The organism is Rhodococcus sp. AQ5-07 (assembly GCF_009707305.1).
Taxonomy (GTDB): Bacteria; Actinomycetota; Actinomycetes; order Mycobacteriales; family Mycobacteriaceae; genus Rhodococcus_F; species Rhodococcus_F erythropolis.
In genome coordinates, this window is the sequence record NZ_CP046099.1 from 2,560,987 (window position 1) to 2,585,448 (window position 24,462).

At 65.3% G+C, this 24,462-nt stretch carries 16 protein-coding genes and 1 tRNA gene; 7 read left to right on the plus strand and 10 right to left on the minus strand.

Annotation, left to right across the window (positions count from 1 at the left end; translation table 11 throughout):
* Positions 1 to 2: 2 nt before the first annotated feature.
* Complete coding sequence (locus GJB56_RS11770; protein WP_113684219.1) at positions 3 to 9,314, minus strand: type I polyketide synthase; 9,312 nt, start codon at positions 9,312 to 9,314, stop codon at positions 3 to 5.
* Positions 9,315 to 9,733: 419 nt separating this feature from the next.
* Between GJB56_RS11770 and GJB56_RS11775 the strand changes: the two genes are divergently transcribed.
* Together GJB56_RS11775 and GJB56_RS11780 are read left to right on the plus strand one after the other, a co-directional pair.
* Positions 9,734 to 10,450: a hypothetical protein gene (locus tag GJB56_RS11775; protein WP_046378796.1), complete on the plus strand. Its 717-nt coding sequence runs from the start codon at positions 9,734 to 9,736 to the stop codon at positions 10,448 to 10,450.
* Positions 10,451 to 10,523: 73 nt separating this feature from the next.
* Positions 10,524 to 10,605: transfer RNA gene (locus GJB56_RS11780), tRNA-Leu, on the plus strand.
* Between the two features lie 57 nt (positions 10,606 to 10,662).
* Here the strand turns inward: GJB56_RS11780 and GJB56_RS11785 are convergent.
* On the minus strand, positions 10,663 to 11,382 hold the full coding sequence (locus GJB56_RS11785; RefSeq protein ID WP_046378797.1) for an aspartate/glutamate racemase family protein: 720 nt from the start codon (positions 11,380 to 11,382) through the stop codon (positions 10,663 to 10,665).
* A gap of 233 nt (positions 11,383 to 11,615) precedes the next feature.
* On the opposite strand from GJB56_RS11785, the gene GJB56_RS11790 reads away from it, so the two are divergent.
* Both GJB56_RS11790 and GJB56_RS11795 read left to right on the plus strand, forming a co-directional pair.
* The gene (locus tag GJB56_RS11790; RefSeq protein ID WP_021333455.1) at positions 11,616 to 12,023 is read left to right on the plus strand and encodes a hypothetical protein; all 408 of its coding nucleotides are present in this window, start codon (positions 11,616 to 11,618) and stop codon (positions 12,021 to 12,023) included.
* Positions 12,020 to 12,400: a DUF3817 domain-containing protein gene (locus GJB56_RS11795; protein ID WP_046378798.1), complete on the plus strand. Its 381-nt coding sequence runs from the start codon at positions 12,020 to 12,022 to the stop codon at positions 12,398 to 12,400. The genes GJB56_RS11790 and GJB56_RS11795 overlap by 4 nt, the downstream gene beginning before the upstream one ends.
* A gap of 62 nt (positions 12,401 to 12,462) precedes the next feature.
* Here the strand turns inward: GJB56_RS11795 and rdgB are convergent, their stop codons facing one another.
* The 7 genes from rdgB to clpS form a co-directional block, all read right to left on the minus strand.
* Complete coding sequence (rdgB, locus tag GJB56_RS11800; RefSeq protein WP_046378799.1) at positions 12,463 to 13,071, minus strand: RdgB/HAM1 family non-canonical purine NTP pyrophosphatase; 609 nt, start codon at positions 13,069 to 13,071, stop codon at positions 12,463 to 12,465.
* A gap of 3 nt (positions 13,072 to 13,074) precedes the next feature.
* Positions 13,075 to 13,860 carry a ribonuclease PH gene (gene rph / locus GJB56_RS11805; RefSeq protein ID WP_003945332.1) on the minus strand — a complete coding sequence of 262 codons (786 nt, stop codon included), beginning with the start codon at positions 13,858 to 13,860 and terminating at the stop codon, positions 13,075 to 13,077.
* A 52-nt stretch (positions 13,861 to 13,912) separates the two neighbouring features.
* A complete protein-coding gene (locus tag GJB56_RS11810; protein WP_007733274.1) occupies positions 13,913 to 14,671 on the minus strand; it encodes a cyclic nucleotide-degrading phosphodiesterase in 759 nt (252 codons plus the stop codon).
* A 97-nt stretch (positions 14,672 to 14,768) separates the two neighbouring features.
* The gene (locus tag GJB56_RS11815) at positions 14,769 to 15,428 is read right to left on the minus strand and encodes a rhomboid family intramembrane serine protease (RefSeq protein ID WP_020970033.1); all 660 of its coding nucleotides are present in this window, start codon (positions 15,426 to 15,428) and stop codon (positions 14,769 to 14,771) included.
* Between the two features lie 92 nt (positions 15,429 to 15,520).
* Positions 15,521 to 16,588 (minus strand): P1 family peptidase, encoded by a 1,068-nt coding sequence (locus tag GJB56_RS11820; RefSeq protein WP_046378800.1) that lies wholly within the window; start codon positions 16,586 to 16,588, stop codon positions 15,521 to 15,523.
* A complete protein-coding gene (gene aosR, locus GJB56_RS11825; RefSeq protein WP_020908274.1) occupies positions 16,585 to 17,175 on the minus strand; it encodes an oxidative stress transcriptional regulator AosR in 591 nt (196 codons plus the stop codon). Before aosR ends, GJB56_RS11820 begins: the two co-directional genes overlap by 4 nt.
* A gap of 67 nt (positions 17,176 to 17,242) precedes the next feature.
* Positions 17,243 to 17,554, minus strand: coding sequence for an ATP-dependent Clp protease adapter ClpS (gene clpS / locus GJB56_RS11830; protein WP_029255695.1), 312 nt, complete (start codon positions 17,552 to 17,554; stop codon positions 17,243 to 17,245).
* A 196-nt stretch (positions 17,555 to 17,750) separates the two neighbouring features.
* Between clpS and GJB56_RS11835 the strand changes: the two genes are divergently transcribed.
* Genes GJB56_RS11835 through GJB56_RS11845 form a run of 3 tightly spaced genes read left to right on the plus strand, consistent with a single transcriptional unit; the run spans position 17,751 to position 21,718 of the window.
* Positions 17,751 to 19,016: a nicotinate phosphoribosyltransferase gene (locus tag GJB56_RS11835; protein WP_442792725.1), complete on the plus strand. Its 1,266-nt coding sequence runs from the start codon at positions 17,751 to 17,753 to the stop codon at positions 19,014 to 19,016.
* Complete coding sequence (locus tag GJB56_RS11840) at positions 19,013 to 19,660, plus strand: isochorismatase family protein (RefSeq protein ID WP_021333460.1); 648 nt, start codon at positions 19,013 to 19,015, stop codon at positions 19,658 to 19,660. The genes GJB56_RS11835 and GJB56_RS11840 overlap by 4 nt, the downstream gene beginning before the upstream one ends.
* A 9-nt stretch (positions 19,661 to 19,669) precedes the next feature.
* On the plus strand, positions 19,670 to 21,718 hold the full coding sequence (locus GJB56_RS11845) for an ATP-dependent DNA helicase (RefSeq protein WP_046378801.1): 2,049 nt from the start codon (positions 19,670 to 19,672) through the stop codon (positions 21,716 to 21,718).
* A gap of 68 nt (positions 21,719 to 21,786) precedes the next feature.
* Here GJB56_RS11845 and glgP read toward each other — a convergent pair whose 3' ends face one another.
* The gene (glgP, locus tag GJB56_RS11850; RefSeq protein ID WP_113684218.1) at positions 21,787 to 24,387 is read right to left on the minus strand and encodes an alpha-glucan family phosphorylase; all 2,601 of its coding nucleotides are present in this window, start codon (positions 24,385 to 24,387) and stop codon (positions 21,787 to 21,789) included.
* Positions 24,388 to 24,462 lie beyond the last annotated feature (75 nt).

Here is a 24,462-nt window from a genome sequence, read left to right on the forward strand (position 1 = left end):
TATTACTTGCAGCCGGGCAGATTCGAGCGGTACACCAGATCTGCGCCGAGTCGTGCGTCCTCGCTCAGCAGCATGTCCGCTTCGAGCTGACGCGACGCCTTTGCCGGCGTTCCGTCGGCACCGAGGCGACGATCCGCCGGGCGCTCGTAGAGGCTGTCGCCACCGCACATCGCCTTGGCGAGGCGGCGCTGACCGTCGATCGTCCGCTGCTGCGCCGCAGCAACATAGTCGGCGCGCTTGTCGGCCGGAACCGACTCGACGAATGCCTGCGGGTGCACGACTGCGATCAGGCCGGAGACGTGACCGAAGCCGAGGCTGGTCAGCAGGCCGGCACGCAGCGGAAGCTGATCACCGAACTTGAGCGGCTGACGTGCCCACACGAGGTGCTCGAACTCGGCCATCTTGTCGTCGACGCAGTCGAGGCTGCGGTTCGGCGGGACGATGCCCTGGCTCAGTACCTGGCAGAGCCCGATCAGCTGGAAGGCTGCGGCACCACCCTTGGCGTGACCGGTCAGGCTCTTCTGCGAGACCACGAACATCGGCGCACCTTCACTGCGTCCCAATGCCCCGGCGAGGCGCTCGTGCAGCTCTGCCTCGTTCGGATCGTTGGCGGCAGTGGAGGTGTCGTGCTTGGAGATCACGGCGATGTCGTCGGCGCTCACGCCGAGAGCGTTGAGCGAGAGTGCGAGCTGCGAATCCGCTCCCCCACGTCCGGCGCCCAGTGCTCCGAGTCCCGGTGCCGGGATCGAGGTGTGGACACCGTCGGCGAACGATCCGGCCCAGGCGACCACACCGAGGACGGGCAGGCCCATCTCGAGTGCCAGGTCTCCGCGAGCGAGGAGAATCGTTCCGCCACCGGCCGACTCGACGAATCCGCCGCGGCGACGATCGTTGGCCCGCGAGAAGCGGCGATCCTCGATGCCCTTGGCGTGCATGTCCTCGGTCTTGGCAGTTGCCGACATGTCACCGAAGCCGATGATGCCTTCCGTGCTCAGATCGTCGAACCCGCCGGCAACAACCAACTGCGCCTTGCCGAGTCGGATCTTGTCGACGCCTTCTTCGACGGATACCGCTGCCGTGGCGCAGGCGGCGACGGGGTGAACCATCGCGCCGTAACCGCCGACGTACGACTGAACGACGTGCGCTGCAATGACGTTCGGCAGCGCTTCCTGCAGGATGTCGTTCGGACGGTTCTCGCCGAGCAGCGTGTCGATGTACAGGCTCCGCATCGAGGTCATGCCGCCCATGCCGGTGCCCTGCGTGTTGGCGACCAGGCTCGGGTGTACCCAGCGGAGCAGTTCGCTCGGAGTGAAGCCGCCGGTGAGGAAGGCGTCCACCGTTGCGACGATGTTCCAGAGTCCGACGCGGTCGACCGAATCTGCCATGTCGGCGGGGATGCCCCACTTGGTGACGTCGAAGTTGGTCGGGATCTGGCCGCCGACACTACGAGTCAGCTTCATCTTGCGCGGGACGCGGATCTCGGTGCCTGCGCGGCGAGTGACTGTCCAGTCTCCGGACTCGGCGGAAACCGTCGCCGTCGTGTTCTCCGGATCGGATTCGACGAAGGCCTGAGCCTCTGCCTCACTGCCGACCACGAAGCTCAGATCCTTGTCCAGGAACACGGAGGTGAGCAGCGGAGCGGTGTTGTCGATCATCGCGCCCTCGTCGACGTAGCGACGGATGCCGCAACGCTCGACGACTGCGTCGTGGTACTTGTCGGCGATTTCCGCCTCGGGTACCAGGTCACCGGATTCGACGTCGTACCAGCCCGGCTTGGGGTCGTTCTCCCAGACGATGAGTCCGGTGTTCCACGCCAATTCGAGAACGCCTGCGGCAGAGAGCTGCTCGTCGACCTCCATCTCGAAGCGGGTACGCGAGGAACCGTAGGGTCCGAGCTCTCCGGCACCCACGATGACCACGAGGTCCGCGGGGGTGACGTCCAGTTCGGGCCAGCTCGGAGCCTTGACCGAGTCGTCGATGCGAGCCGGCGTGGGCAGCGCCAGGATGCTGGACTCGTCCACTGCTTCGTCGACAGCCTCGGCGATCTCGGCAACCTCGGCAGCTTCCTTGGCCAAAGCACCCAGATCCAGGTTGGCCTCGGACAGTCCGCCGGTCAGGTCGACCTCGAGCGGAGCCTCTGCTGCAGCGCGCCGCGACTCGCGGGTTGCCGTCTTCAGCAGTTGGGTCGCCATCTCCTGGGTGGACCAGGTGCGGACGCCCGCAGCTTCGACCGCGTCGACGATCGGATCGTTGTGACCCATGAGTCCGGTTCCGCGAACCCAACCGATGACCGCGTGTGCCAACGTGACCCGCTCGGCCCAGTTCCGCTCGGCCTTCCAGCGGTTGACCACGGCGATCAGCGAAGCCTTGGCCTCACCGTAAGCACCGTCGCCGCCGAACGTTCCGCGGTTCGGCGAACCGGGCAGCACTACGTGCAGGTGCGTGTCGACATCGCTGTCGTAACCGATCTTCGACAGACCGCCGATGAGGCGCTCCACCGACCAGAGCAGCACGCGCATTTCCATTTCGGCGCGAGCGCCGGCGTCGGAGAGTTCGCCGCCGACACGCGGAGCTGCGAACGGGAAGAGCATCGTCGGCGTCATGGCCGGCTTGATGAGCTTCTTTGCGCCGCCTGCATTCTCGGTGGCCTCGTTGCCGATCCAGTCGATCAGTGCGTCGACGTCGGTGTACGACGCCATGTTCGCGGGAACCACCCAGAGGGCTGCACCGGCGCGAGCGTTCTCGCGGTACAGGTCGCGGTAGAAGCCGAGACGCTGACCGTCGAGTCGTGAGGTGGTCACGAATACCGTTGCGCCACCGGCAAGGAGCTTGCCCGTGACCGCTGCCGCGATGGAACCCTTGCTGGCGCCGGTCACTACTGCGACCTCGCCTGCCCACTCGGGTGCGTCGGATTCTGTCGTCACGGCCGCATCAGCGATGCGGGTGTAGACCTCGGCGACCGCGGTGCGGCCTTCGTCGGTTGCACGGGTGGCCCACCACTTGGCCTGTGCGGCGACGGTGGAACCGGCACCGATGAAGTTCTCGACCGACAACGCGGTGTCACCGAGCCAAATACGAGCGAGATCCTCACGCGCACTTGCCCAACGGTCGTCGAGCAGCACGGCCTTCTGTGCGTCGAATGCCGGAGCAACCAGACGCGGCCAGTCGGAGCCGAGTTCAGCCGAGACCAGGTCGACCAGTTCGGTGTCCTCAACCGTCGCGACTGCCGCTTCTTCGTTCAGTCCGAGCTGCTCGAGCACCAGGCGTGCAGCCGAGGCCAGAACGCCGTTGCGCCCGGTGATGTTCTCGGTGAACTCACCCAGGGCGGCTGCGTCGACGGTTCCGCCGCTTCCGCCGCCGGTGGCCGGCAACGAGACACTGACTCCGCGTGCAGAGCCGACCGAGGCAACTGCGCTGTCGATGACTGCGTCGACCGCTGCGGCGTCGGCCAGTCCGCCGGAGCTCAGGCCACCGAGGTCGCCGCCGCGGATGCTGGCGCCGTCACGGGTGCCGAGAGCCACTGCTGCGGTGACGTGGTGCGCCCAGCCGTCGCCCAGTTCCCAGACCTTCTTGACGCGGTCGGCGATGTAGCCGGGACGCTTGCCCGAGGGGCCGAAGACCTTGCGCAGGTGATCGTTGATCGAATCGGAGAGCACCGGTCCGAACGGCTTGTACGTACGGGCGAGCTTGTCGACGGTTGCTCCCAAGGAGCCCATGTCGGCATCCGCGGCACCGTCGATGGCGCCGAGAGACAGCTCGGAGCCGAGGTCGACCAGGAGCTGGTTACGACGCGAGGAGACGCCGTCGCACAGTGCCTCGATCGTGTCGGCGGGGCCGACCTGATCGGGACGGAGCTTGGTCCACAGGCTGATCAGGACCTTCGTGGCGTCGGGCGCCTTGAAGGTGAGGTCGTCCGGACGCGGTCCACCCGAGGGTGCAGCCGGCGCAGCAGCTGCAACCGGAGCAGCGGCCGCGGCAACCGGTGCAGCCTGCGCAGCAGGCGCTTCGATCTCGTCGTCGTCATCGACGGCGGGGTCGACGTCGGTGCCGTAGACGATCGCAGCTTCGCGCTCGACATTGAGAACCTCGACCGGGTAGCCGAAGCGGCCCGGCAGCTTGAGGGTCTGCGACGCGAGGTTCGCAACGGTCGGGGCAGCGCCGAGACCGATCTCGACGAAGCGTTCGACCCCGAGTCCACCTTCGGACTCGTCACCGAAGAGCAGGTCCTGCGTCTCGATCCAACGGACCGGGCTGGCGAACTGCCAAGCCAGCAGCTCGATCAGGATGATGCGGGACAACTCATGAGTGCGCGTTGCGTAGCTGTCGAAATCTGCGAGGACTTCCTGCAGCGGCTCGGACGGCACCAGGTCGGCGATTTCCTGAACGAAGTCACGACGCAGCGAGAACGGCTTCGGAACCAGGTTCGGGATGTAGCGGCCGATCAGGATGTCCGGATCGATGTCGTGCGGGAGCAAGTCCTGCAGGCACACGCGGAAGTCCGCCACGCCGCCACGAAGGACGGTGGAGTGGAACGGCACGTCGATGCCGGGAACCTGGATGTATGCCCGCTTGCCACCGAATTCTGCTCGGCGACGATCGATTTCGACCTCGAGTGCGTCGAGACCGGCTACCGAACCGGCGATGGCGTACTGGCTGCCGCGCAGGTTCAGGTTGACGATTTCGAGGAACTCACCGGAAGCCTCGGCGACACCGGCGACGAAGCCCTGCACGTCGTCGTCGGAAACACCGATCTGCGACGGGCGAATAGCGGCCATGCGGTAGTCGGAGCGTCCGGCTTCGTCACGGGGAACGAGCTGGTGCATGGCGGAGCCACGCTGGAAGACGACCTCGAGAAGTGCTTCGAGCGGGAAGACCTCGGCGACAGCAGCGAGTGCGTTGTACTCACCAACCGAGTGACCGGCCAGAAGGGAATCTTCGATGAAGGTTCCGGACTCGCGCAGCTCGGCAACCTGGGCAACACCGAGAACGGCCATGGCCACCTGGGTGAACTGAGTCAGGTGCAGGACACCGTCAGGATGCTTGTGCTCGACACCGCGCGCCTTGACGGTCACCGGGTTGTCGCGCACGACAGCGAGAATCGAGAATCCGAGCGCCTTGCGGGTGTGCTTGTCCGCACGCTCCCAGACGTCGCGGGCGGCCTTGGAGCGTGCACGAGCGTCGAGGCCCATGCCCGGGCGCTGGATGCCCTGGCCGGGGAAGGCGTAGACGGTCTTCGGTGCGGCAGTGCGGCCGGTGGCGACCATCACCAGTTCGCCGTCGATGCGGCAGCCGACCTCGACGATTTCTGCGCCCTGGTCGATGCCGACACGGTCGACGCGGACGTCGATCTCGGCGCCGGGGCGAACCATCCCGAGGAAGCGGGCGGTCCAGGCGGTCAGGCGGCGCGGCGGGACGCGGGTCTCGGCCGGGTCGACTGCGGTGACTACCTGTTGCGCTGCGGCGGAGAGCCACATGCCGTGCACGATCGGGGTTCCGAGGCCGGCCAGCAGAGCGGCGTTGTCGGAGGTGTGAATCGGGTTGTGGTCACCGGAAACCTGAGCGAACGCACCCATGCTGACCGGCGCGAGGATCTTCGCGTCACGGCGACGACGACGCGAGGTGTCGACAGCCGCATCGCTGATCGATCCACCGGCGCGAGCCGGGTCGGCGAGTTCGCCAGCGCCCGTGCGTCCGCGGATCGCGAAACGCTCGGTCATGGTGACGACTGCGGGGGCGTCGAGGCCCTCGCCGAGCATGGCACCGACCTCGACCTTGACCTCGACGACGCGACCGAGGTCGGTGTCGAGAACCGAGGCGACCTCGGCATTGACCACGAGAATGCTTGTCTCGGAGGGAAGTTCACCGACGAAGTCGACGGTGTGGTCGAGGTGGACCAGGTCGAGCATGCCTTCGATGACTGAAAGACTGTCGAGCTTGGCTGCGCCGAGGACTGCGAACACTGCAGGCCAGCATGCTCCGACGACGACGTCCGGAACAGCCTTGCCGCTGACACTGAGCGTGGTGGGCAGGCCGGAACCGGTGACACCGGCGTGATCGGCGATGCGATCGGGAACCCACGCGACGTTGAGGCGGGCCTTTCCGTTCTTGACTGTCGGAAGTTCCTGTCCGGCAGCAACTGCCAGCAGCGCGGACATCGCACCCTCGGCGTCTGCCTCGGTGACAACCGGAGCGCCGCCGTCCACGACGGACTCGGGGATGGTGATCGTGATGTCGACCGACTTGTCTGCCACCAACGGAACCGAGAGCAGCACGTGCGAGGAATCGACGACGGTCAAGCTGGACCCCGTGGTGCCGTGAACTGCCTTGTCGGCAGACTCTGCGTTCCACTCGTCGAGGTCGCCGAGGCGACGGACAGGGTTCTGGGTCAGGCGGCCGGCCCACTGGAGGTCGGGAGCGGAGAGGACGGCGTCGAGAAGTCCGGGTGCGGAATCCTGGTGGCGACGGCTCGCGAGTGCAACCGGAGCGGCTCCGGCAGCAACCAATTCGTCGTAGGTCGCCTTCTCGAAGCGATCGAGCAGGTCACCGACCGGCTCGTCGACACGGGTGATGCCCGCGACGGCGACGGTGCCGGGGATGACACAAACCTGATCGGCGGTGTAGCGGGGATCGTGTGCCTGCCACAGGGAGTCGCTGCGCCACCAACGGCGAACGTCACCGTCGACGACGGGAACGAAGTTGACCGGCTTGCCCGGCGTCTTGCACAACGAGGTGAAGAACGAGACGTCTGCGGGATGCAGAACCGTCGTCGAGTAGTCCGGGTACGACGCCTGCAGTGCGCAGATCGCAGCCTCGGGGCGCTCGAGAGTCTCGGCGTCGCCGAACAGTGTGGGGATCGGGCCACGGTCGACCGGATGCAGACGCGCCTCGGTGCGCTGGAGCATCTCGCCGAAGCGAGCACGCCAGGTGATGTCGAGCCACGGGCTCGAGGTCGCCTCGACGATGGCGTCCTGAAGATCTGCGCCGCAATCGAATTCCTTCGCCGCGTCGATGCCGACGGTGAGCTCGAGATAGCGGCGCAGCCACTGTGCGTACGTCATGGTCTCGACGTCGCCGAAGTACGGCTTGGCGGTGACGTCGAGGGCGGCGATGATCTCGTCGCGGCGCTCGGCCACTGCCTCGGAATCGCCGGCAACCTCGTCGAGGAGGCGTCCGGTGCGCGAAGCCGCGTTGTCGATCTCGTGAATGTCGGCACCGAGCTGGCTACGGCCAGAGGCCATTCCGCCTTCAGCGGTACCGGCACCGACCCAATCCGGTGTTCCGGGCGTGTCGACGAGGAGCTGCTTGACCTCAGGAGAGGTGGTGGCCTCGAGGGTCGCCATGGCTGCCGTGCCGACGAGGATGCCGTCGACGGGCATGGCCGGGAAACCGGCTGCGGCAGACCAGCGACCGGTGAGGTAATCGGCTGCTCGCTCGGGTGTTCCGATGCCGCCGCCGACGCAGATGACCAGGTTCGGACGTGTACGCAGCTCGGCGTACGTGTCGAGGAGCAGGTCGTCGAGGTCTTCCCACGAGTGGTGTCCGCCGGCGCGGCCGCCTTCGATGTGCACGATGACCGGGAAGTTCGGAACCTCGTTGGCGATGCGGATCACGGAGCGGATCTGCGCCACGGTGCCTGGCTTGAACGCGATGTTGGTGATGCCGATCTCGGACAGCTCGTCGATGAGGGCAACGGCCTCTTCGAGTTCCGGGATACCGGCGGTGATGATGACGCCGTCGATGGGAGCGCCGGCAGTACGGGCACGCTGCACAAGGCGCTTGCCACCGAGCTGCAGCTTCCACAGGTACGGGTCGAGGAACAGGGAGTTGAACTGGACCGCGCGGCCCGGCTCGAGCAGCATCTTCAGCTCTGCGACACGGTCTTCGAAGATTTCCTCGGTGACCTGTCCGCCACCGGCGAGCTCAGCCCAGTGACCGGCATTGGCTGCCGCGGCAACGATCTTGGCGTCGACCGTCGTCGGCGTCATGCCTGCGAGCAGGATGGGTGAACGACCGGTCAGCTTCGTGAACGCGGTCTCGACGCCGATGCGGCCACCAGGAAGCGAAACAGGCTTCGGCGCGAATTCGCTCCACGAACGTGAGACCTCAGGCGCAGCACCGGGGGTGAGCAGATTGCGGTGTCCGCCGCGGGTGGCGGCGGCGATGATGCCGATGCCCTGCCCACGCAGCGAAGAGGACGTCATACGGGTCAGCTGATCGCTGGGTCCGAGATCGAGAATCCACTTGGCGCCGGCGGAGATTGCGCCGTCGACAGCCTCGACCCAGTCGACCGGATCGACGAGGACACCCTGTGCAAGTTCACGCGCACGGTCGGCATCGAGACCGCAACGGGTTGCCCAGCTGCCGACAAGTTCGACGGCCTCGGCCAATGCTGGGTGATGGAAGCCGATTTCGGTGTCGAGCGGATCGAAGGACGGAGCGAAGACGGAACCGCCACGCTTCTTGCCCTCTCGCTCGCGAGCTTCTTCGGCTTCGATCTGCTCGCAACGCTCTTGCACGCGTGCCAGCTGAGCGGGCGGTCCGGCGAGAACGACGCGGCGACGGCCGTTGCGAATGGCGAGAACAGCCGCGCGTTCGGGGGCAACACCCTCGGCAAGCTCGGCGACGATGGCGGCGAGACGCTCGGGATCGACGCCCGAGACCGCAACCATCGGCTTCGCGGAGGCGCCGGCGATGACGCCGCGGCGACGGCCGACCAAGCTGGCAGCAGCACCGACGAGCTGTGCGACGGCGAGGAGTTCACCGTCGTCGTTGCCCTGCGCGGCTACGGCAGCGGTGGCCAGCAGGCCCTGCGAGTGGCCGATGACGGCAGCAGGCGGGTTACCGGCTACATCCAGACCCTGAGCGGAGAGTGCACGCAACGCCGCAAGCTGCGTGAGGAAGACGCCGGGGAGTGACACCGGAGCTGCGGTGAGCGCGGCAGCGGAAGGCCCGGCCGACTTCTCACCTTCTTCTTCGTCGACGATCTCGGCTTCGAGCATCCACGCGATCGGATCGAATCCGACCGGGCGAACCACGAGGAGATCCTGTGCGACGGGCGCGAGGCGTGCGGCTGCGTCATTGACCAGATCGGTCAGAACGGGCTCCAGGCCGTTGTCACGGCTGAGCTCCTCGAGCGAGGTGAGCCAGGGAGCGCCCTGTCCACCGAAAGCGATTGCGTAGGAAACGCCGTTGTTCAGCGAATCGACGAGGGCACCTTTGCTGGTCGTGCGGGACTGTCCCCCATCGACGCCGAAACGGCGTCCACCCTTCGAGTCGCGTCCGTTTCCTGTAGGTGTCGTGTCATCGATCGTCACGCGTACGTCCTCTCCTGGTCACCTCTGCGGCGAGGTGGGATTTGCGGTGTGCTGCCCGGCTGAAGTGCTCGCGAATTCGTCGAGAGAATCGACGGAGTCAGGGCGTTCGTGCAAGACAAGGTTTACACAGAATCATGAGGATTTCCTCACGTTTGTCGGCACCCTGGAAATCTGGACTTTCGAGGCCGTGATCTTCCTCACGAGACTTCGAGAAAGTGACTCGCGAGTAGGTCGCGAACGCCCTGCCTGGGACTGTTACCGGGATTTTCAGAAACCTGAGGAACCCCTCATATTTATTGTTACCAATTCGTGACCTCCTTGACGGACGGTCGATCCCGTGCGTTCCGGGCCACCATCTGTCGGACCCCCTCGCTACGTTCAGCGCGTCCACACCGGACGACTTCTCGGGGGGAGAAATCATGAAAGACACAGACGTAGTCAGAGCGGCCGAATTCATCGGCGCTGAGCTTCCGCGCGAGGCGTGGCCGCATTGGAATCAGGGATGGCCGCGCGAGTCCGAAGCCGCCCTTCTCGATGCGATCTTCTCGTCGCGCGCCGCCTACGGAACACCGAAGACCGGAGTCCGCGCCGTCCTCGACCGTTGGCGCACACACCGCTCGGTAGCCGCAGGCGAACACCTCGACAGCTTGTCCGCTCTCGCCGCCTTCACCGACCGTGGCGACGAGCTCGCAACGATTCTCGGCAATCGCCAGCGCGTGCCGGGCAACTACTTCACCAAAGCCGAGGGTGCGGCTCGTGCGGCCAAAGCGCTCGCCGACGCCGGTTGCCGGTGCGGTGCCGACGTCGAGGACACCGAAGGCCTCCGTTCGGCAGTCGTCTCCGTTCCAGGCCTGGGCCCCAGGACCTTCGAGACGCTGGTGTTCCTGTCCGGGAAGTTGACGGCAACTTCGATAGATCTACTTGCACGGTTCGCCACCGAAGCAAGCAGTAGCGAGGAATTGTTGTCGAGCACCGACGCAGCCGAGTTGCTAGTTGCGGTTGCCGAACATCTCGATGTCGATGTTCGGACACTCACCCACGCTGCGTGGCGGTATCAACGCACGGCCGAGCAACCGCGCCGGTCGAAGAAATCCACCACGCCGCCCGCAGCGGATCCACTCGCCGAAACGGCCTGAGAGCGGGCGGGCGCATCCCGACCAGGGTGGTGTGCCCGCGAGCGATTCCACTCGCGTATCCTTTGAATTCCGCGCGCGAGTGGCGGAATTGGCAGACGCGCTGGATTTAGGTTCCAGTGTCTCAGGACGTGGGGGTTCAAGTCCCCCCTCGCGCACAACGAAAAGCCCCGCCGGATCAGATCCGGCGGGGCTTTTTCGGTTCTAGATCAGGCTCAGCGCTTTCGAGCCTTGACCGGCGGGGTCATGTATGTCGTCCGGCTCGGCGTCAGCCCCAGACGGACCGAGCTCTCCAACCACGTGATCGCCGACGCCGTCGGATCCACAACCGGAACGTGAATCCCTTTGCCATGCAGCCTGTCTCGGACCGCACTGGCCACACCGAGCATCCCGGTGCAACCGAGAACGACGGAATCGGCCTCGCCGTTCTCCACTGCCGCAGACGCCTGAGCGGCCAGTCGATCAATCAGTTCCTCCCGATCGGTGAGGCCCAGCACCGGCATGTCCACGACTCGAATACTGCCCAGCCGACTATCGAGCCCATACCGCCGAGTGAGCGATCGCAGCATGGGCACGACGTTCGGCAGGATGGTCACGACACCGACGCGATCGCCCAGACTCATCGCTGTCAGAAATGACGGCTCGAAGCCGCCGACCACCGGAGCGTCGATGATCTCTCGGGCGGCATGCACTCCGGGATCGGCGAAACACGTGATGAATACACCGTCGACGCCGTCGACTGCCGCCTCTTCGACCCGCTGCACGATCCCGGGGCCGGCCAGTGCCTCGTCGTACTCGGACTCGATGCTCGCCGTGCCAGAGAGCAGTGACACGACATCGACCGTCGTGCCGGGCGCCGCCCAGTGCTCCACCTCGGCTGTCACCGCCGGAGTCAGCGTGGTGTCGATGACCGGGCGAATCACTCTGATGTGCATGAAACACTCCCCTGCTTTCGGATACGCCCCGAGGTTATCGATGCAGCACAGCTGGGAAAATGTGTTCAGTGCCTGGCGTTGCGGGTGAGGATGGGCATAGCGCACAGGCGCTGCGGCACGGACTACACGACACGCCGTGGCACGGCTTCTACGACACGCCGTGGCACGGCTTCTACGACACCGTGTCGGAGATCGCAGGGCGAGGCACTATAGCTCTCAGGTACCGTCTTAGTGTGTCCAAGAACGCTACTAAACGCCGACCTGCGCTGATTCTGCTGGTCATCGTGTCAGCTGCCGGCTGCCTCGCGCTCGGCTGGTGGCAGTGGGAGCGCTTCGAAGCCGTCGGAGGCTCCGGACAGAATCTCGGGTACGCGTTCCAGTGGCCGCTCTTCGCGGCGTTTGTCGTGTACGCGTATCGCAAGTTCGTTCAGCTCGAAGACGTGGACCCCGAAGAGGCCGAAGCCGAGGAAGCCGCCGCAGAGCCGCGTGAGATTCCCGCCGACCTCTTGCCGCAACGCCCGCAGGCCGAGTTCGACGATGTGAACCTCGACGTCGACGACCCTGAAGCCCGCCAAATGCTGGAATACAACGACTACCTTGCGCAGCTCGCCGCTCGCGAGTCCGATAGGAGCACGACGTGAGTACCGGTTCGGAAGCGAGCATCGCTACCCCCGCAGTCAACGCAGAAAAGCAGAAGAAGGTTGCGTCGGCGCTCGTCCGATACCGCGTTCTCGCCTGGATCACCGGCCTCTGGCTGCTGTTCCTGACCGGCGAGATGGTCTACAAGTACCTGATTCTCGACAATTCGGCGGACGCACCGTCGTGGTTGTTCTACATCGGCCAGATCCACGGCCTGTTCTACATGCTCTATCTCGTGTTCACGATCGACTTGGCGATCAAGGCCCGGTGGAAGCCCGCTACGACGGTTGCTACCGCACTAGCCGGCACGATCCCGTTCCTGTCGTTCGTGTTCGAGCACAAGCGAACCGCCCAGGTGAAGCAGGCTTATCAGCTCTGAGAGTTTCGAAAAGTAGAGCCCTGAACGCAGACGCGTTCAGGGCTCTACTTTTCGGATTCGGTTCAGCCGGCCAGTGCGGACAATGCCGGAACGAGCTGTACGAGCGCGCGCCCTCGATGTGACGCCGCATCCTTCTCGGCCGGGGTGAGTTCTGCGGCAGAGCGGGTGTCGCCGTCCGGACGGAAGATGGGGTCGTATCCGAAACCCCCGTCGCCGGCTGGTTCTCGGCCGATCACCCCGCGCCATTCGCCGCGCACGACAGTCTCGTCGCCGCCGGGGATCACCAGTGCACAGGCGGAGACGAATGCCGCGCCGCGCCGCTCGTCTGGCACGTCTCCCAGCTGAGCCAGGACAAGCGCCGTGTTGGCGCCGTCGTTTCCGTGAGTGCCCGACCATCGCGCGGACAGCACGCCGGGCATACCGTTGAGTGCATCGATCTCGACACCGGAATCATCTGCGATGCAAGGCATTCCGGTTGCCGCCGCGCCGTCACGTGCCTTGGCGAGTGCATTCTCCTCGAACGTCGCACCGGTCTCGGGGGCTTCGGGGAACGGCGGCACCTCGTCGAGCCCGACCAGTTCGATTCCGTTCACTCCAGCGGCGTCGAGCACCCGGTGAAGTTCCTTCAGTTTCTTGGCATTTCGGCTGGCAACCAATACTCGTACGCTCACAGCTCAGGCACCGAACTTCTTTTTGGGTTCCGGATTCTTCGGTTCGGGTAGCACCCCGGGATACGGCTCGGCCAACGCTTGACGCTGGATCTCGAAAAGTTGCTCACAACCAGCCAGAGCGGAGTCGAGCAGCTTGTCCAGCGTCGAGCGCGGGAACGTGGCGCCCTCACCGGTTCCCTGGATTTCCACCAGCGTGCCGGTATCGGTGGCCACGACATTCATGTCGACCTCGGCGCGCGAATCCTCTTCGTACGGAAGATCGAGGCGCACTCGTCCGTCCACGACGCCGACGCTGACGGCCGCTATGCCACACGAGATGGGCTGAGGGTCGGAGAGCAGGTCGGCTGCGCGCAGGTACGTCACGGCGTCGACCAGGGCCACATACGCCCCCGTCACTGCCGCGGTGCGGGTACCGCCGTCGGCCTGGAGGACATCACAGTCCAGGGCGATGGTGTTCTCGCCGATCGCAGCGAGATCGATGCAGGCCCGAAGTGATCGGCCGATGAGTCGACTGATCTCCTGCGTACGGCCGCCGACCTTGCCCTTGACCGATTCGCGGCCACTGCGCGTGTGCGTGGCGGCGGGAAGCATCGCGTATTCGGCTGTCAGCCAACCCAAGCCGGAGCCCTTGCGCCAGCGGGGTACACCCTCTTCGACGCTGGCCGTGCACATGACGCGAGTGTTCCCGAACTCGACCAGAACGGATCCGGCCGGATGACTGGTGAACCCCCGGGTGATCTTGACCGTGCGGAGCTCGTCGTCCGCCCTACCGTCTTCTCGTGTAGTCACCTTCGTGAGCCTAGCGGTCGCCCGGTCGGCACTGCATCGAATGTGAGGGGAATCAGATGTCGTAGACGCTTCCGGCGGAGACGGCATGGACCGGTCCGGAGAATTCGGATTTCGCTTCGGCGATCACGTCTTCGCGGGAGGTCCACGGCGGGATGTGCGTGAGGAGAAGTTCCTTGACGCCGGCGAGGGCAGCCACACGGCCGGCTTCCTTACCGGAGAGGTGAACTCCCTCGGGGCGATCCGGACTGTCGGTCCACGAAGCTTCGGAGAGCAACACGTCCGCTCCACGGGCGAGTTCGACGACGTTGTCACACATACCCGTGTCACCGGTGTAGACGAGCACGCGGCCGTCGGCGCCGGTGATCCGGAAACCGTAAGCCTCGGGAGGATGATTCATCCGACGGGCGACGACGCTCAGTTCTCCGAACGTCACCGGCTCGTTCTCGGCCCAGAGCCGGACGTCGATGGTGTCGGAGATGTCATCCATCTCGCCGGCACACTCGGCGGAGGACACTCCGATGCGGCAGGCCGTGTCGGTGGGGCCGTAAACCAGAGCCCGCCCGACCGGTGGGTTGGGGTGATAGCGACGCCAGACGAGCAGGCCGGGCATGTCGAGACAGTGGTCCGCATGAAGGTGCGAAAGCAGGATCGTCACCTCGCCCGGATCGGCGTATCGCTGCAACGCCCCAAGAACTCCCGGGCCGAAGTCGATCACGAGCGGCGGAGTTCCCGGTGCCGTGAGCAGGTATCCCGAAGCCGGTGAATCCGGACCCGTGACGCTGCCGGAACACCCCAGGACGGTCATGCGCATACCGGTCATGCTGCCACGTCTACCCGTCTGGAAAAAAGCTCTTGGTGGTTTTGGCGCGTCGAAGTCACACCGCAGCGAGGGTGTGACCCACGTCCGTTCAGAAACTCGGTGGTCGAACGGCCGGCGCCGACCCTGCGCGCTTGGCCCTCTCCCCCGACGTCAGCGCCCAGGCTGCCACCACGCCGCCGATCGCTCCGAACAGATGTCCTTGCCAGGAAACCCGTGGATCGCTCGGGAGAACGCCCCACAGCACTCCGCCGTACACGACGAAGACGGCAACGCCGATCAGGATCTGTGTGAAGCTCCGCGTGAAGAACCCGCGCACCAGCAAGTAGGTGACCCAGCCGAAGATCAGCACGGACGCACCGACGTGATTCGAGTTCGAGCCGGCGAACAACCAGGTCCCGACACCGCCGATCACCCAGATGATGCCGGTCGCCGCGAGTCCGCGCGCAATTCCCGACACCAGCACGAGGAACCCGAGGATCAGGACCGGAATGGTGTTGGCAATCAGGTGAGCCCAGTCGTCGTGCAGGACCGGGGCGAACAGGATTCCCCACAGGCCGTCGAGCGTGCGCGGGGTGACGCCGGCGTTCTGGACGTTCTGACCGGAGATGACATCCACGATCTCAATCACGTAGAGCAGGATCGCGAAGCCGCCCACCAACACGGCCGACTGCTTCCACACCGAGGGCGGACCGGATTTCGGTGCCGGCGTCCGGGTGCCGAAGTCCGGATTGTTGAAATCCATCGTCATCGTGTGCGTCCTCCACCGTCGATCCGGTTTTCTGATTCGGTCACTCGCGACCAGGCTCAATTCGAGATTACCGCCGATTCCAGGAGTGCTGCCTAGAGAAATGCCGACGGAAAGAGTTCGCGGTAGCTCGGGATTCCGGCTACCGACGTGGCGTCGAGAATCGCTGTGACGATCGCACGTTCGACAACCTGCGCCGAGGCGGCACACACCGCGTCGAGTATCGGCAGATCGTTCGGGAAAGCGGCCGGAACCGCGATCTCCGAAATCGGAGTGTGATCGCCGGTGGCGAGCGCAAAGATCGTGTCGCCGTCGAGCGGCGAATGCGCGGGCCGAATCGCACGAGCCAGACCGTCATGCCCTGCGACGGCGACGCGTCGGCACCCGGCTTTTGTCAAGGCGGCGTCAGTGGCGACCACACCGATCGTGGTGTTGAGGACTGTTCCCTTGGCTGCAACGGCGTTGGCCGCCGCGAGTTCGGACGCGTCGGGAAGCCTGAGCCCGAACGACTCCGCCCCGTCCGAGCCGACGCCCCACGGCAAGCCAGTTCTGGGATCGAAGACCGAACCCACCGGGTTCGCCACGATCAACGCGGAGACCGTCGTACCCTCGGCCGGGCCGTCGGCGATCACGACGCTGGCCGTTCCCACCCCACCCTTGAGCGCTCCGGCTCTGGCACCTACCCCGGCGCCGACCGTGCCCGTGGCGAATTCGCGCGAAGCGGTGTCGGCAGCGAGGAATCCGAAGTCTCCGGTCGGACGAACGGTCCAGTCCCCCACCGGCAGATCGAAGATCACGGCGCCGGGCACGATCGGTACCACCTGACCAGGAGCACCCATCGCGATCCCGCGATCGTGTTCCTCGAGCCAGCGCATCACTCCATCGGCCGCGGCAAGTCCGTAGGCACTACCGCCGGTCAACAGCACGGCATTGACCTGCTGGACCGAATGGCTCGGGTCGAGTAGGTCGGTCTCGCGGGTACCCGGACCGCCGCCGCGGACGTCGACGCCGGCAACCACACCGGCCGACGCGAGCACGACCGTGCAGCCGGTGGCCGCGCCGCTTCCGAGAGTGGCTCCCTCGTCGAGCTTGTGGTGATGACCGACAGCGAGGCCGGCGACATCTGTCAGTGAATCAGTGGGCCCGGTCCGCGTCGTGGTCATGGCATGAGCGCCTGGACGAGGGAGTCCTGCATCCACGTCAACCAGTGATAGACGTCGAGATGCGGGGCGCGCGGGTCGTCGGGTTCGAGGCTCTCCGGGGTGTCGGCGTCGATGCCGAGATTGGTTCCGAGCGCGAGACGGACGTCGTTGAGCGAGGACAGCCACGCATCGGCCTGTTCCTGCGTGAGAACGACCTTGCCGCCGGCCTCCGGAAGCGAAGCCAACAACATGCGAGCGGACTCACGCTTGGCATCGATGATCTCGGGCTCGTGCAAACTGCGCAGCGCGCCGTTGACATTGGCGCCGGCGTCGTCGAGATCGTCACTGTCCGGAGCGACCTTGTCCGGATCGGTGCGCTGGAAGTCGGGAAGCAAACGCGCCAACACCGGATTGTCGGGCGTCTCCGAATTTCCGGTACGAAGGCCCGTCAGCGCGGCGAGCTCATCTTGCGGCGCCGAAGACGCGCGCTCGTCGAGAAGCCCGGCCACCGACTCCACGAGCGAGCGCAGAACCGCCGCCTCGTGGCCGTCCATCTCGGACTTGAACTTCACTCCGCCGAGTGAACTCTTCCTACTCCACGTCCGCACGCGTCGGACTCCCGTCTACGAGTTAGGCGAACAAATCGGTCGAAAAGTGCTTTTCTCAGGGCTTTTCTCAGGTGTCGTCGCGTTGCATCGTGGCCCAGAGACCGGCAGCGTGGAGGCGACGAACATCGGCCTCCATCTTGTCGCGCGAACCGCTCGAGACCACGGCCTTGCCCTCCGAATGGACCTGCATCATCAGGTCGGTGGCCTTGGCTTTGCTGTAACCGAACAACTTCTGGAACACGTAAGTCACGTAATGCATGAGATTGACCGGGTCGTCCCAGACGATGGTCACCCAGGGCCGATCTGCGGCTTCGATGGTCGCAACAGCCTCCGACTGCTCGGGCGTGGCTTGAGGAGAAGAAGCCGTAGCGCCTCTCATCGTTACGTTCGCCGAGTAAGTGCCGGACACGGTCGCGCCGCCGAAAACCATGTATCCAGGGTACGGCGCGACGAGAGGCGACAACACCCACCCACGTCGTCTCGCGCATAGAGTTGTGTGCGTGCCTACGCAAATTTCCGACATCCGCGACGCCGGTGCCAGCACCGCACTGCTCACCGATCAGTACGAACTGACCATGCTCTCGGCGGCTCTCGCCGACGGATCTGCCTTCCGCAACTGCAGTTTCGAGGTATTCGCACGGCGGCTGCCAGACGGTCGTCGCTACGGCGTCGTCGCCGGTACCGAACGCCTTCTCGACGCACTCGAGCAGTTCCGGTTCGGTGAACCGGAACTGGCGATCGTTGCAAAATTTCTCGACGACACGACCGTCGAGTGGCTGCGCAACTATCGATTCTCCGGTGACATCGACGGCTACCGCGAGGGCGACTTCTACTTCCCCGGCTCACCGATCCTCTCGGTCCGCGGAACGTTCGCCGAGTGCGTCATCCTCGAAACCTTGATTCTCTCGATCCTCAACCACGACAGCGCGATCGCTTCGGCCGCAGCCCGCATGGTGAGCGCAGCGGGCGGTCGACGGATGATCGAGATGGGCTCGCGTCGTACACACGAACAGGCCGCCGTCGCCGCTTCACGTGCCGCGTATCTCGCCGGCTTCGACGCCACCTCCAACCTCGAAGCCGCGCGGCGTCACGACGTACCCAGCGCAGGTACCAGTGCGCACGCCTTCACTCTCCTGCACACCACCGAAGACGGTCCGGACGAGGCAGCGGCATTCCGCGGTCAGGTCGCGGCACTCGGCGTATCCACCACGTTGCTCGTCGATACCTACGACATCACCGAGGGTGTGAAAACGGCTGTCGCCGTTGCCGGTCCCGAGCTGGGCGGGGTTCGCATCGACTCCGGCGATCTTGGCGTTCTTGCTCGTCAGGTACGCCAACAACTCGACGATCTCGGTGCTACCAAGACACGCATCGTCGTCTCCGGCGACCTGGACGAGTACGCGATCGCGGCTCTGCGCGCCGAACCCGTCGACTCGTACGGCGTCGGTACTTCACTGGTCACCGGATCAGGCGCACCCACCGCAGGCATGGTTTACAAGCTGGTCGAGGTCGACGGAATCGCGGTCGAGAAGAGAAGCACCAACAAGGCATCTCGCGGCGGCGCCAAGAAGGCACTGCGTGTGGTTCGCCCGACCGGAACGATCGTCGAAGAAGTCATCTACCCTGCCGGCTCGCCCGCTCCGGTTTCCGAGGCGGACGGCGCGACCGAACTGCTGATCCCGTTGGTTCGCGAAGGCAAGGTCGTCGAGAGCGCACCGACGCTCGAAGAGAGCCGCGCAGTTCTGAAGGCCGGGCTCGTGAGCCTGCCGTGGGAAGGACTCAAGCTCTCGCGCGGAGACTCGGCTGTGCCCGTTCGATTCTCCGGAGGTGAGCACCAGTGAGTGCAAAAGCACTGATCGTCGTCGACGTTCAGAACGATTTCTGTGAAGGTGGCGCTCTCGCGGTCGACGGCGGCGCTGCGGTTGCGGCGGCCGTCAACGATTTCGTCAACTCCCACGAGTACGACGCCGTAGTCGCGACTCGCGATTTCCACATCGATCCTGGGGCGCATTTCTCCGAGACCCCAGACTTCGTCGACAGTTGGCCGATTCACTGCGTCGTCGGGACGGCCGGCGCCGAGTTCCACCCGGCGTTCGACGCTTCCGTCGCCGGTTCGGCGATCTTCTCCAAGGGCGCCTACAGCGCGGCCTATTCCGGTTTCGAAGGAGCAGCCGAGGACGGCACGACACTCGAGGACTGGCTCCGCGCCCACAAGATCACCGACGTCGACGTGATCGGCATTGCCACAGATCACTGTGTCAAGGCCACGGCCATCGACGCGGCGCGCGCGGGATTCGCCACGACGGTCCTTCTCCCCTTCACCGCAGGTGTGTCGACTGCCACGATCGAGTCGGCATTGGTACAGATGCAGGAGGCGGGAGTGCAGCTGATCGGGCGAGACGAGGCGTCGTCGGAAGAAGACTCGAATGCCGGGGAACTACCCCGGGAATCATCCGTGGACGTTTCTGACGTAGGGATCCATTAACCTTCGTGGGTGGCCGATCAACTCCCGAACGTTCCCGAACTGCTCCAGACAGCGGTGCGGTCGCTCGGCGGTGCCGAGCGAACCAGTCAGCTGACGATGGCGTCGGCCGTGGCGCACTCGATCGACACGGGCGAGCATCTGGCCGTCCAGGCCGGCACCGGTACCGGTAAGTCACTCGCCTACCTCGTTCCGAGCCTGCGCCATGCGGTCGAGTCTGGGCGCACTGTGGTCGTGTCCACTGCCACCATCGCGCTTCAGCGCCAGCTCGTCGATCGAGATCTGCCACGGCTGGCCGATGCACTGAAGAAGCCACTCGGCCGACGCGCCGAGTTCGCAATCCTCAAGGGCCGCAACAACTACCTGTGCATGAACAAGATTCACACCGGCGCGTCGGAACAGCCGCCCGAGGACGAGTTGTTCGATCCGTTCACGGTCTCGCGTCTCGGCCGGGAGGTCGTCCGCCTCACCGAATGGTCGTCCGACACCGAAACCGGTGATCGTGACGAATTGGTGCCGGGCGTATCCGATCAGGCGTGGCGGCAGGTCAGCGTCACCTCCCGCGAGTGCATCGGAAAGAACCAGTGCCCGGTCGGTGAGGACTGCTTCGCCGAGCGCGCCCGCGTCGAGGCGTCTAAGGCCGACGTCGTCGTCACCAACCACGCACTGCTCGCTATCGACGCCATCACCGGCATCCAGATTCTCCCTGACCATGACGTCGTGGTGATCGACGAAGCCCACGAGTTGGTCGACCGCGTCACCGGCGTTGCCACGGCCGATCTCACAGCTTCGTCGATCAGTGCCGCGGCCAGGCGTTGCGGCAAGATCGCCGAAGAGCAGGACGCCGACCGACTCGAAGCTGCCGGCGAGGGTTGGGCGGGACTCCTCGAGGAATTGCGTCCAGGTCGATGGGAAGGCCTCCCGGACGGGGCAGCCCCCGCACTGGCCGCGATACGCGACGCGGCCTGGTCGCTGCGCACCGCAATCGGTCCGGCCAAACCGGGCATGGCAGCCGCAGACCCCGAAGCCGCTGCAGCCCGCAACACTGCGCTCTCGTCCGTCGACGACGTCCACGACAGTGCCGTGCGTATTCTCACCGCCTTCGACGAACCAGACCCGGCCAAGCGCAAGGACGTCGTCTGGCTGTCCTCGGATGAGTTCCGCGGATCGGTTCGGCGCTCCGTCCGGATGGCTCCGCTCTCCGTCGGCGGATTGCTGCGCTCGCGACTGTTCGCCGAATCCACCGTCGTTCTCACTTCCGCGACACTGACCGTCGGCGGATCGTTCGACGGTCTCGCCGTCAACTGGGGCCTTCCTGCGGAATCGTCGGTGCGCCCCGACTCGGGTACCGCCATCGGCACCGAAGCACCTTCTGACGCTTCGGCTTTCCGCTGGAACTCACTCGACGTCGGGTCGCCCTTCGACCATGCCAAGGCCGGCATCATCTACATTGCCCGCCACCTGCCCACGCCCGGCCGAGACGGCCTCTCCCCGGTCTATCTCGACGAGATCGCCGAACTCGTCGAGGCCGCCGGCGGACGCACCCTCGGCTTGTTCTCCTCGATGCGCGCCGCCAAAGCCGCGTCGGAGGCGATGCGCGAACGCCTCGACACCCCGATCCTGTGCCAGGGCGACGACGCCACCGGCACCCTCGTCAAGGCCTTCGCCAAGGACGAACCCACGTCACTGTTCGGCACGTTGTCCCTGTGGCAGGGCGTCGATGTCCCTGGCCCATCGCTGAGCCTCGTCATCTTGGACCGGATTCCGTTCCCGCGCCCGGACGACCCACTGTTGATGGCTCGCCAACAAGCCATCGAATCCCATGGCGGTAACGGCTTTCTCAGCGTCTCGGCCAATCACGCGGCGCTGCTCCTGGCACAGGGCGTGGGTCGCCTGCTTCGCAGCACCGACGACAAGGGCGTGGTGGCCGTGCTCGATCCGCGTCTGGCCACGGCGAGATACGCGGGTTACCTTCGCGCATCGCTGCCGCCCTTCTGGGAGACGACCAACCCCGAAGTCGTCCGCAAGGCGCTCACCCGCATCCGCGACTCACGTCCCTGAGCCAGTTCTCACGCGGACACAATTCTGCCCCGGTACCGACCGAACGGACCGGGGCAGAATGCAATACGTCAGACGCTCGGAGTGGTCACCAACCCGAGTTCGGACGCATCGACCAACAACCGGTGATGCGGCAGCACCCGCACGGTGTATCCCACGGAACCGGAGACCGGAAGCGCAACCTCGGCTTCGAAGATCTCGGTTCCTTCCTCGGCGCCGAAGTGTGTCATCGGGAACGTCACCACGTCGGTGAGTTCCTCGCCCGGACTGACGCGTCCCAGGACTGCCTGGACCTGGACATCCGAGACCGACAAGCCGCCGAGGCGGACCTTGGCCTTCAACGAGATGGTCGCACCGATCTCCGGAGTGTCCGGCAAGCCGGAACCGTCCACCTGCTCGACGGCGACCGACGGCCACTGCGATTCGATGCGACGACGGACCTCGGCCACCTCACGCGCGCCGGCAAAATCGTCCGCCACTACCGCTCGAGCTGATTCCGCCGAAGGGGCGTAGTAGTCGACGGCGTAGTCACGAACCATGCGTGATGCCAACACCTTCGGGCCCAGATTCTCGAGGGTGTGGCGAACCCTCTCGACCCAGCGTGTCGGCAGATCGGCTGCATCACGGTCGTAGAACGTCGGCAGTACCGCGTGCTCGAGAAGTTCGTAGAGCGCGCTGGCTTCCAGATCGTCACGCCGCACGTCGTCGAGAACACCGTCGGCCGTCGGAATGGCCCACCCGTTCTCGCCGTCGTACATCTCGTCCCACCATCCGTCGCGAATGGAGAGGTTGAGTCCACCGTTGAGCGCGGACTTCATGCCGGAAGTGCCGCACGCCTCGAGTGGGCGAAGTGGGTTGTTGAGCCACACGTCGCAGCCCCAGTAGAGGTAGCGGGCCATCGACATGTCGTAGTCGGGCAGGAAGACGATGCGGTGACGCACATCCGCTTCGTCGGCGAACCGTACGACCTGCTGGATGAGTGCCTTACCGCCGTCGTCGGCGGGGTGCGACTTACCGGCCACCACCAACTGCACCGGACGCTTCTCGTCGAGCAACATCGCACGCAGACGCTCGGGATCACGCAGCATCAGCGTCAACCGCTTGTACGTAGGCACGCGCCTGGCGAATCCGACAGTCAAGACGTTGGGATCGAAAACTCCAGTGGTCCAGCCGAGTTCAGCTTCGGTCGCGCCGCGTTCGAGCCACGACGCTCGGACGCGACGACGGACTTCGTCGACCAACTTGCCGCGCAACGCATTACGTGTCTCCCACAGTTCGGTGGCCGACAACTCGTGTAGGCGCTCCCAACCTCGCGCTTCTTCGAGTTGCTCCTGCCCCACGATCCGCCTGGCCACGTCCATCCACTCCGGCGCAGCCCACGTCGGAGCGTGGACACCGTTGGTGACCGATCCGATCGGCACCTCGTCGGCGTCGAATCCCGGCCAGAGTCCGTTGAACATGTCGCGACTGACGATGCCGTGCAACTTCGAGACGCCATTGGCTCGCTGGCCCAGGCGAAGACCCATGTGCGCCATGTTGAAGATCGACGGATCGGATTCGCGCCCCATCCCGACGATGCGGTCGACGGTCAGTCCGGGAAGCAAACTCGATTCGTTCTCGCCGTTCGCTCCGCCGAAGTAGTGACGGACCAGATCCGCCGGGAAGCGGTCGATTCCGGCGGGAACCGGAGTATGCGTCGTGAAGACCGTTCCGGCGCGGACCGCGGCCAGAGCCGAATCGAAGTCCAGACCGCTGGTGGTCACAAGTTCCCGAATCCGTTCGATGCCGAGGAATCCGGCATGCCCCTCGTTCATGTGGAAAACCTCGGGATCGGGCAATCCGTACGCCGCGGTGTAGGCACGCACCGCCCGGACGCCGCCGATACCTGCGAGGATCTCCTGCTTGATGCGGTGATCCTGGTCCCCACCGTAGAGACGGTCAGTGACGCCGCGCAGATCCGCGTCGTTCTCGGCGATGTCGGAATCGAGCAGCAGCAACGGCACTCGTCCGACCTGAGCGATCCACACTCGCGCACGCAGCACTCGGCCACCGGGCATGGCGACGTGAATGACAACCGGTGATCCGTCGTCGGACGCCGGACCTGCGTCCGTCAGCAAACGAAGAGGCAACCCTTGAGGATCGTGCGGCGGGTAGTGCTCGGCCTGCCAACCGTCGGCGGTCAGCGACTGGCGGAAGTAGCCGGATCGGTAGAGCAGTCCGACGCCGATGAGCGGCAGCCCGAGGTCGGACGCGGCCTTGAGGTGATCGCCCGCGAGGATGCCCAATCCGCCGGAGTAGTTGGGCAGAACCTCGCTGACTCCGAACTCCATGGAGAAGTACGCAATTCCGCCAGCCAACGATGTGCCCTTGGCCTGCTGGGACTGATACCAGCGCGGCGTGCTCAGATAGGCATCGAGATCGGCTGCTGCAGTGTCGAGGTCACCGAGAAATGCCTCGTCACTGCTGAGTTCGTCGAGACGGGTGGGGTTGACTTCCCCGAGCATGCGGACCGGATCGAACTGGACTGCTTGCCAGAGTTCGGGGTCGAGTCGCGAGAACAGATCCTGTGTCTCGGGATGCCACGACCACCGAAGGTTGGTGGACAGGGGGCCGAGCGCGGCGAGGCGCTCCGGAATGTGGGCTCGGACAGTGAACCGACGCAAGGCTTTCACCCCGCGAACCCTAGTCGAGTTCCTTGCACTCTGTCCGGTGGAACCGAACGCCCGAGCCGACCTGACCACCGACAG

Bases quoted from the DNA above. Each gene is read 5' to 3' on its own strand.
- GJB56_RS11775 (WP_046378796.1), top strand. From the start codon at position 9,734: ATGAAAGACACAGACGTAGTCAGAGCGGCCGAATTCATCGGCGCTGAG.
- clpS (WP_029255695.1), bottom strand. From the start codon at position 17,554: ATGAGAGGCGCTACGGCTTCTTCTCCTCAAGCCACGCCCGAGCAGTCG.
- GJB56_RS11835 (WP_442792725.1), top strand. From the start codon at position 17,751: ATGCTCTCGGCGGCTCTCGCCGACGGATCTGCCTTCCGCAACTGCAGT.
- GJB56_RS11785 (WP_046378797.1), bottom strand. From the start codon at position 11,382: ATGCACATCAGAGTGATTCGCCCGGTCATCGACACCACGCTGACTCCG.
- GJB56_RS11810 (WP_007733274.1), bottom strand. From the start codon at position 14,671: ATGCGCATGACCGTCCTGGGGTGTTCCGGCAGCGTCACGGGTCCGGAT.
- GJB56_RS11815 (WP_020970033.1), bottom strand. From the start codon at position 15,428: ATGACGATGGATTTCAACAATCCGGACTTCGGCACCCGGACGCCGGCA.
- GJB56_RS11820 (WP_046378800.1), bottom strand. From the start codon at position 16,588: ATGACCACGACGCGGACCGGGCCCACTGATTCACTGACAGATGTCGCC.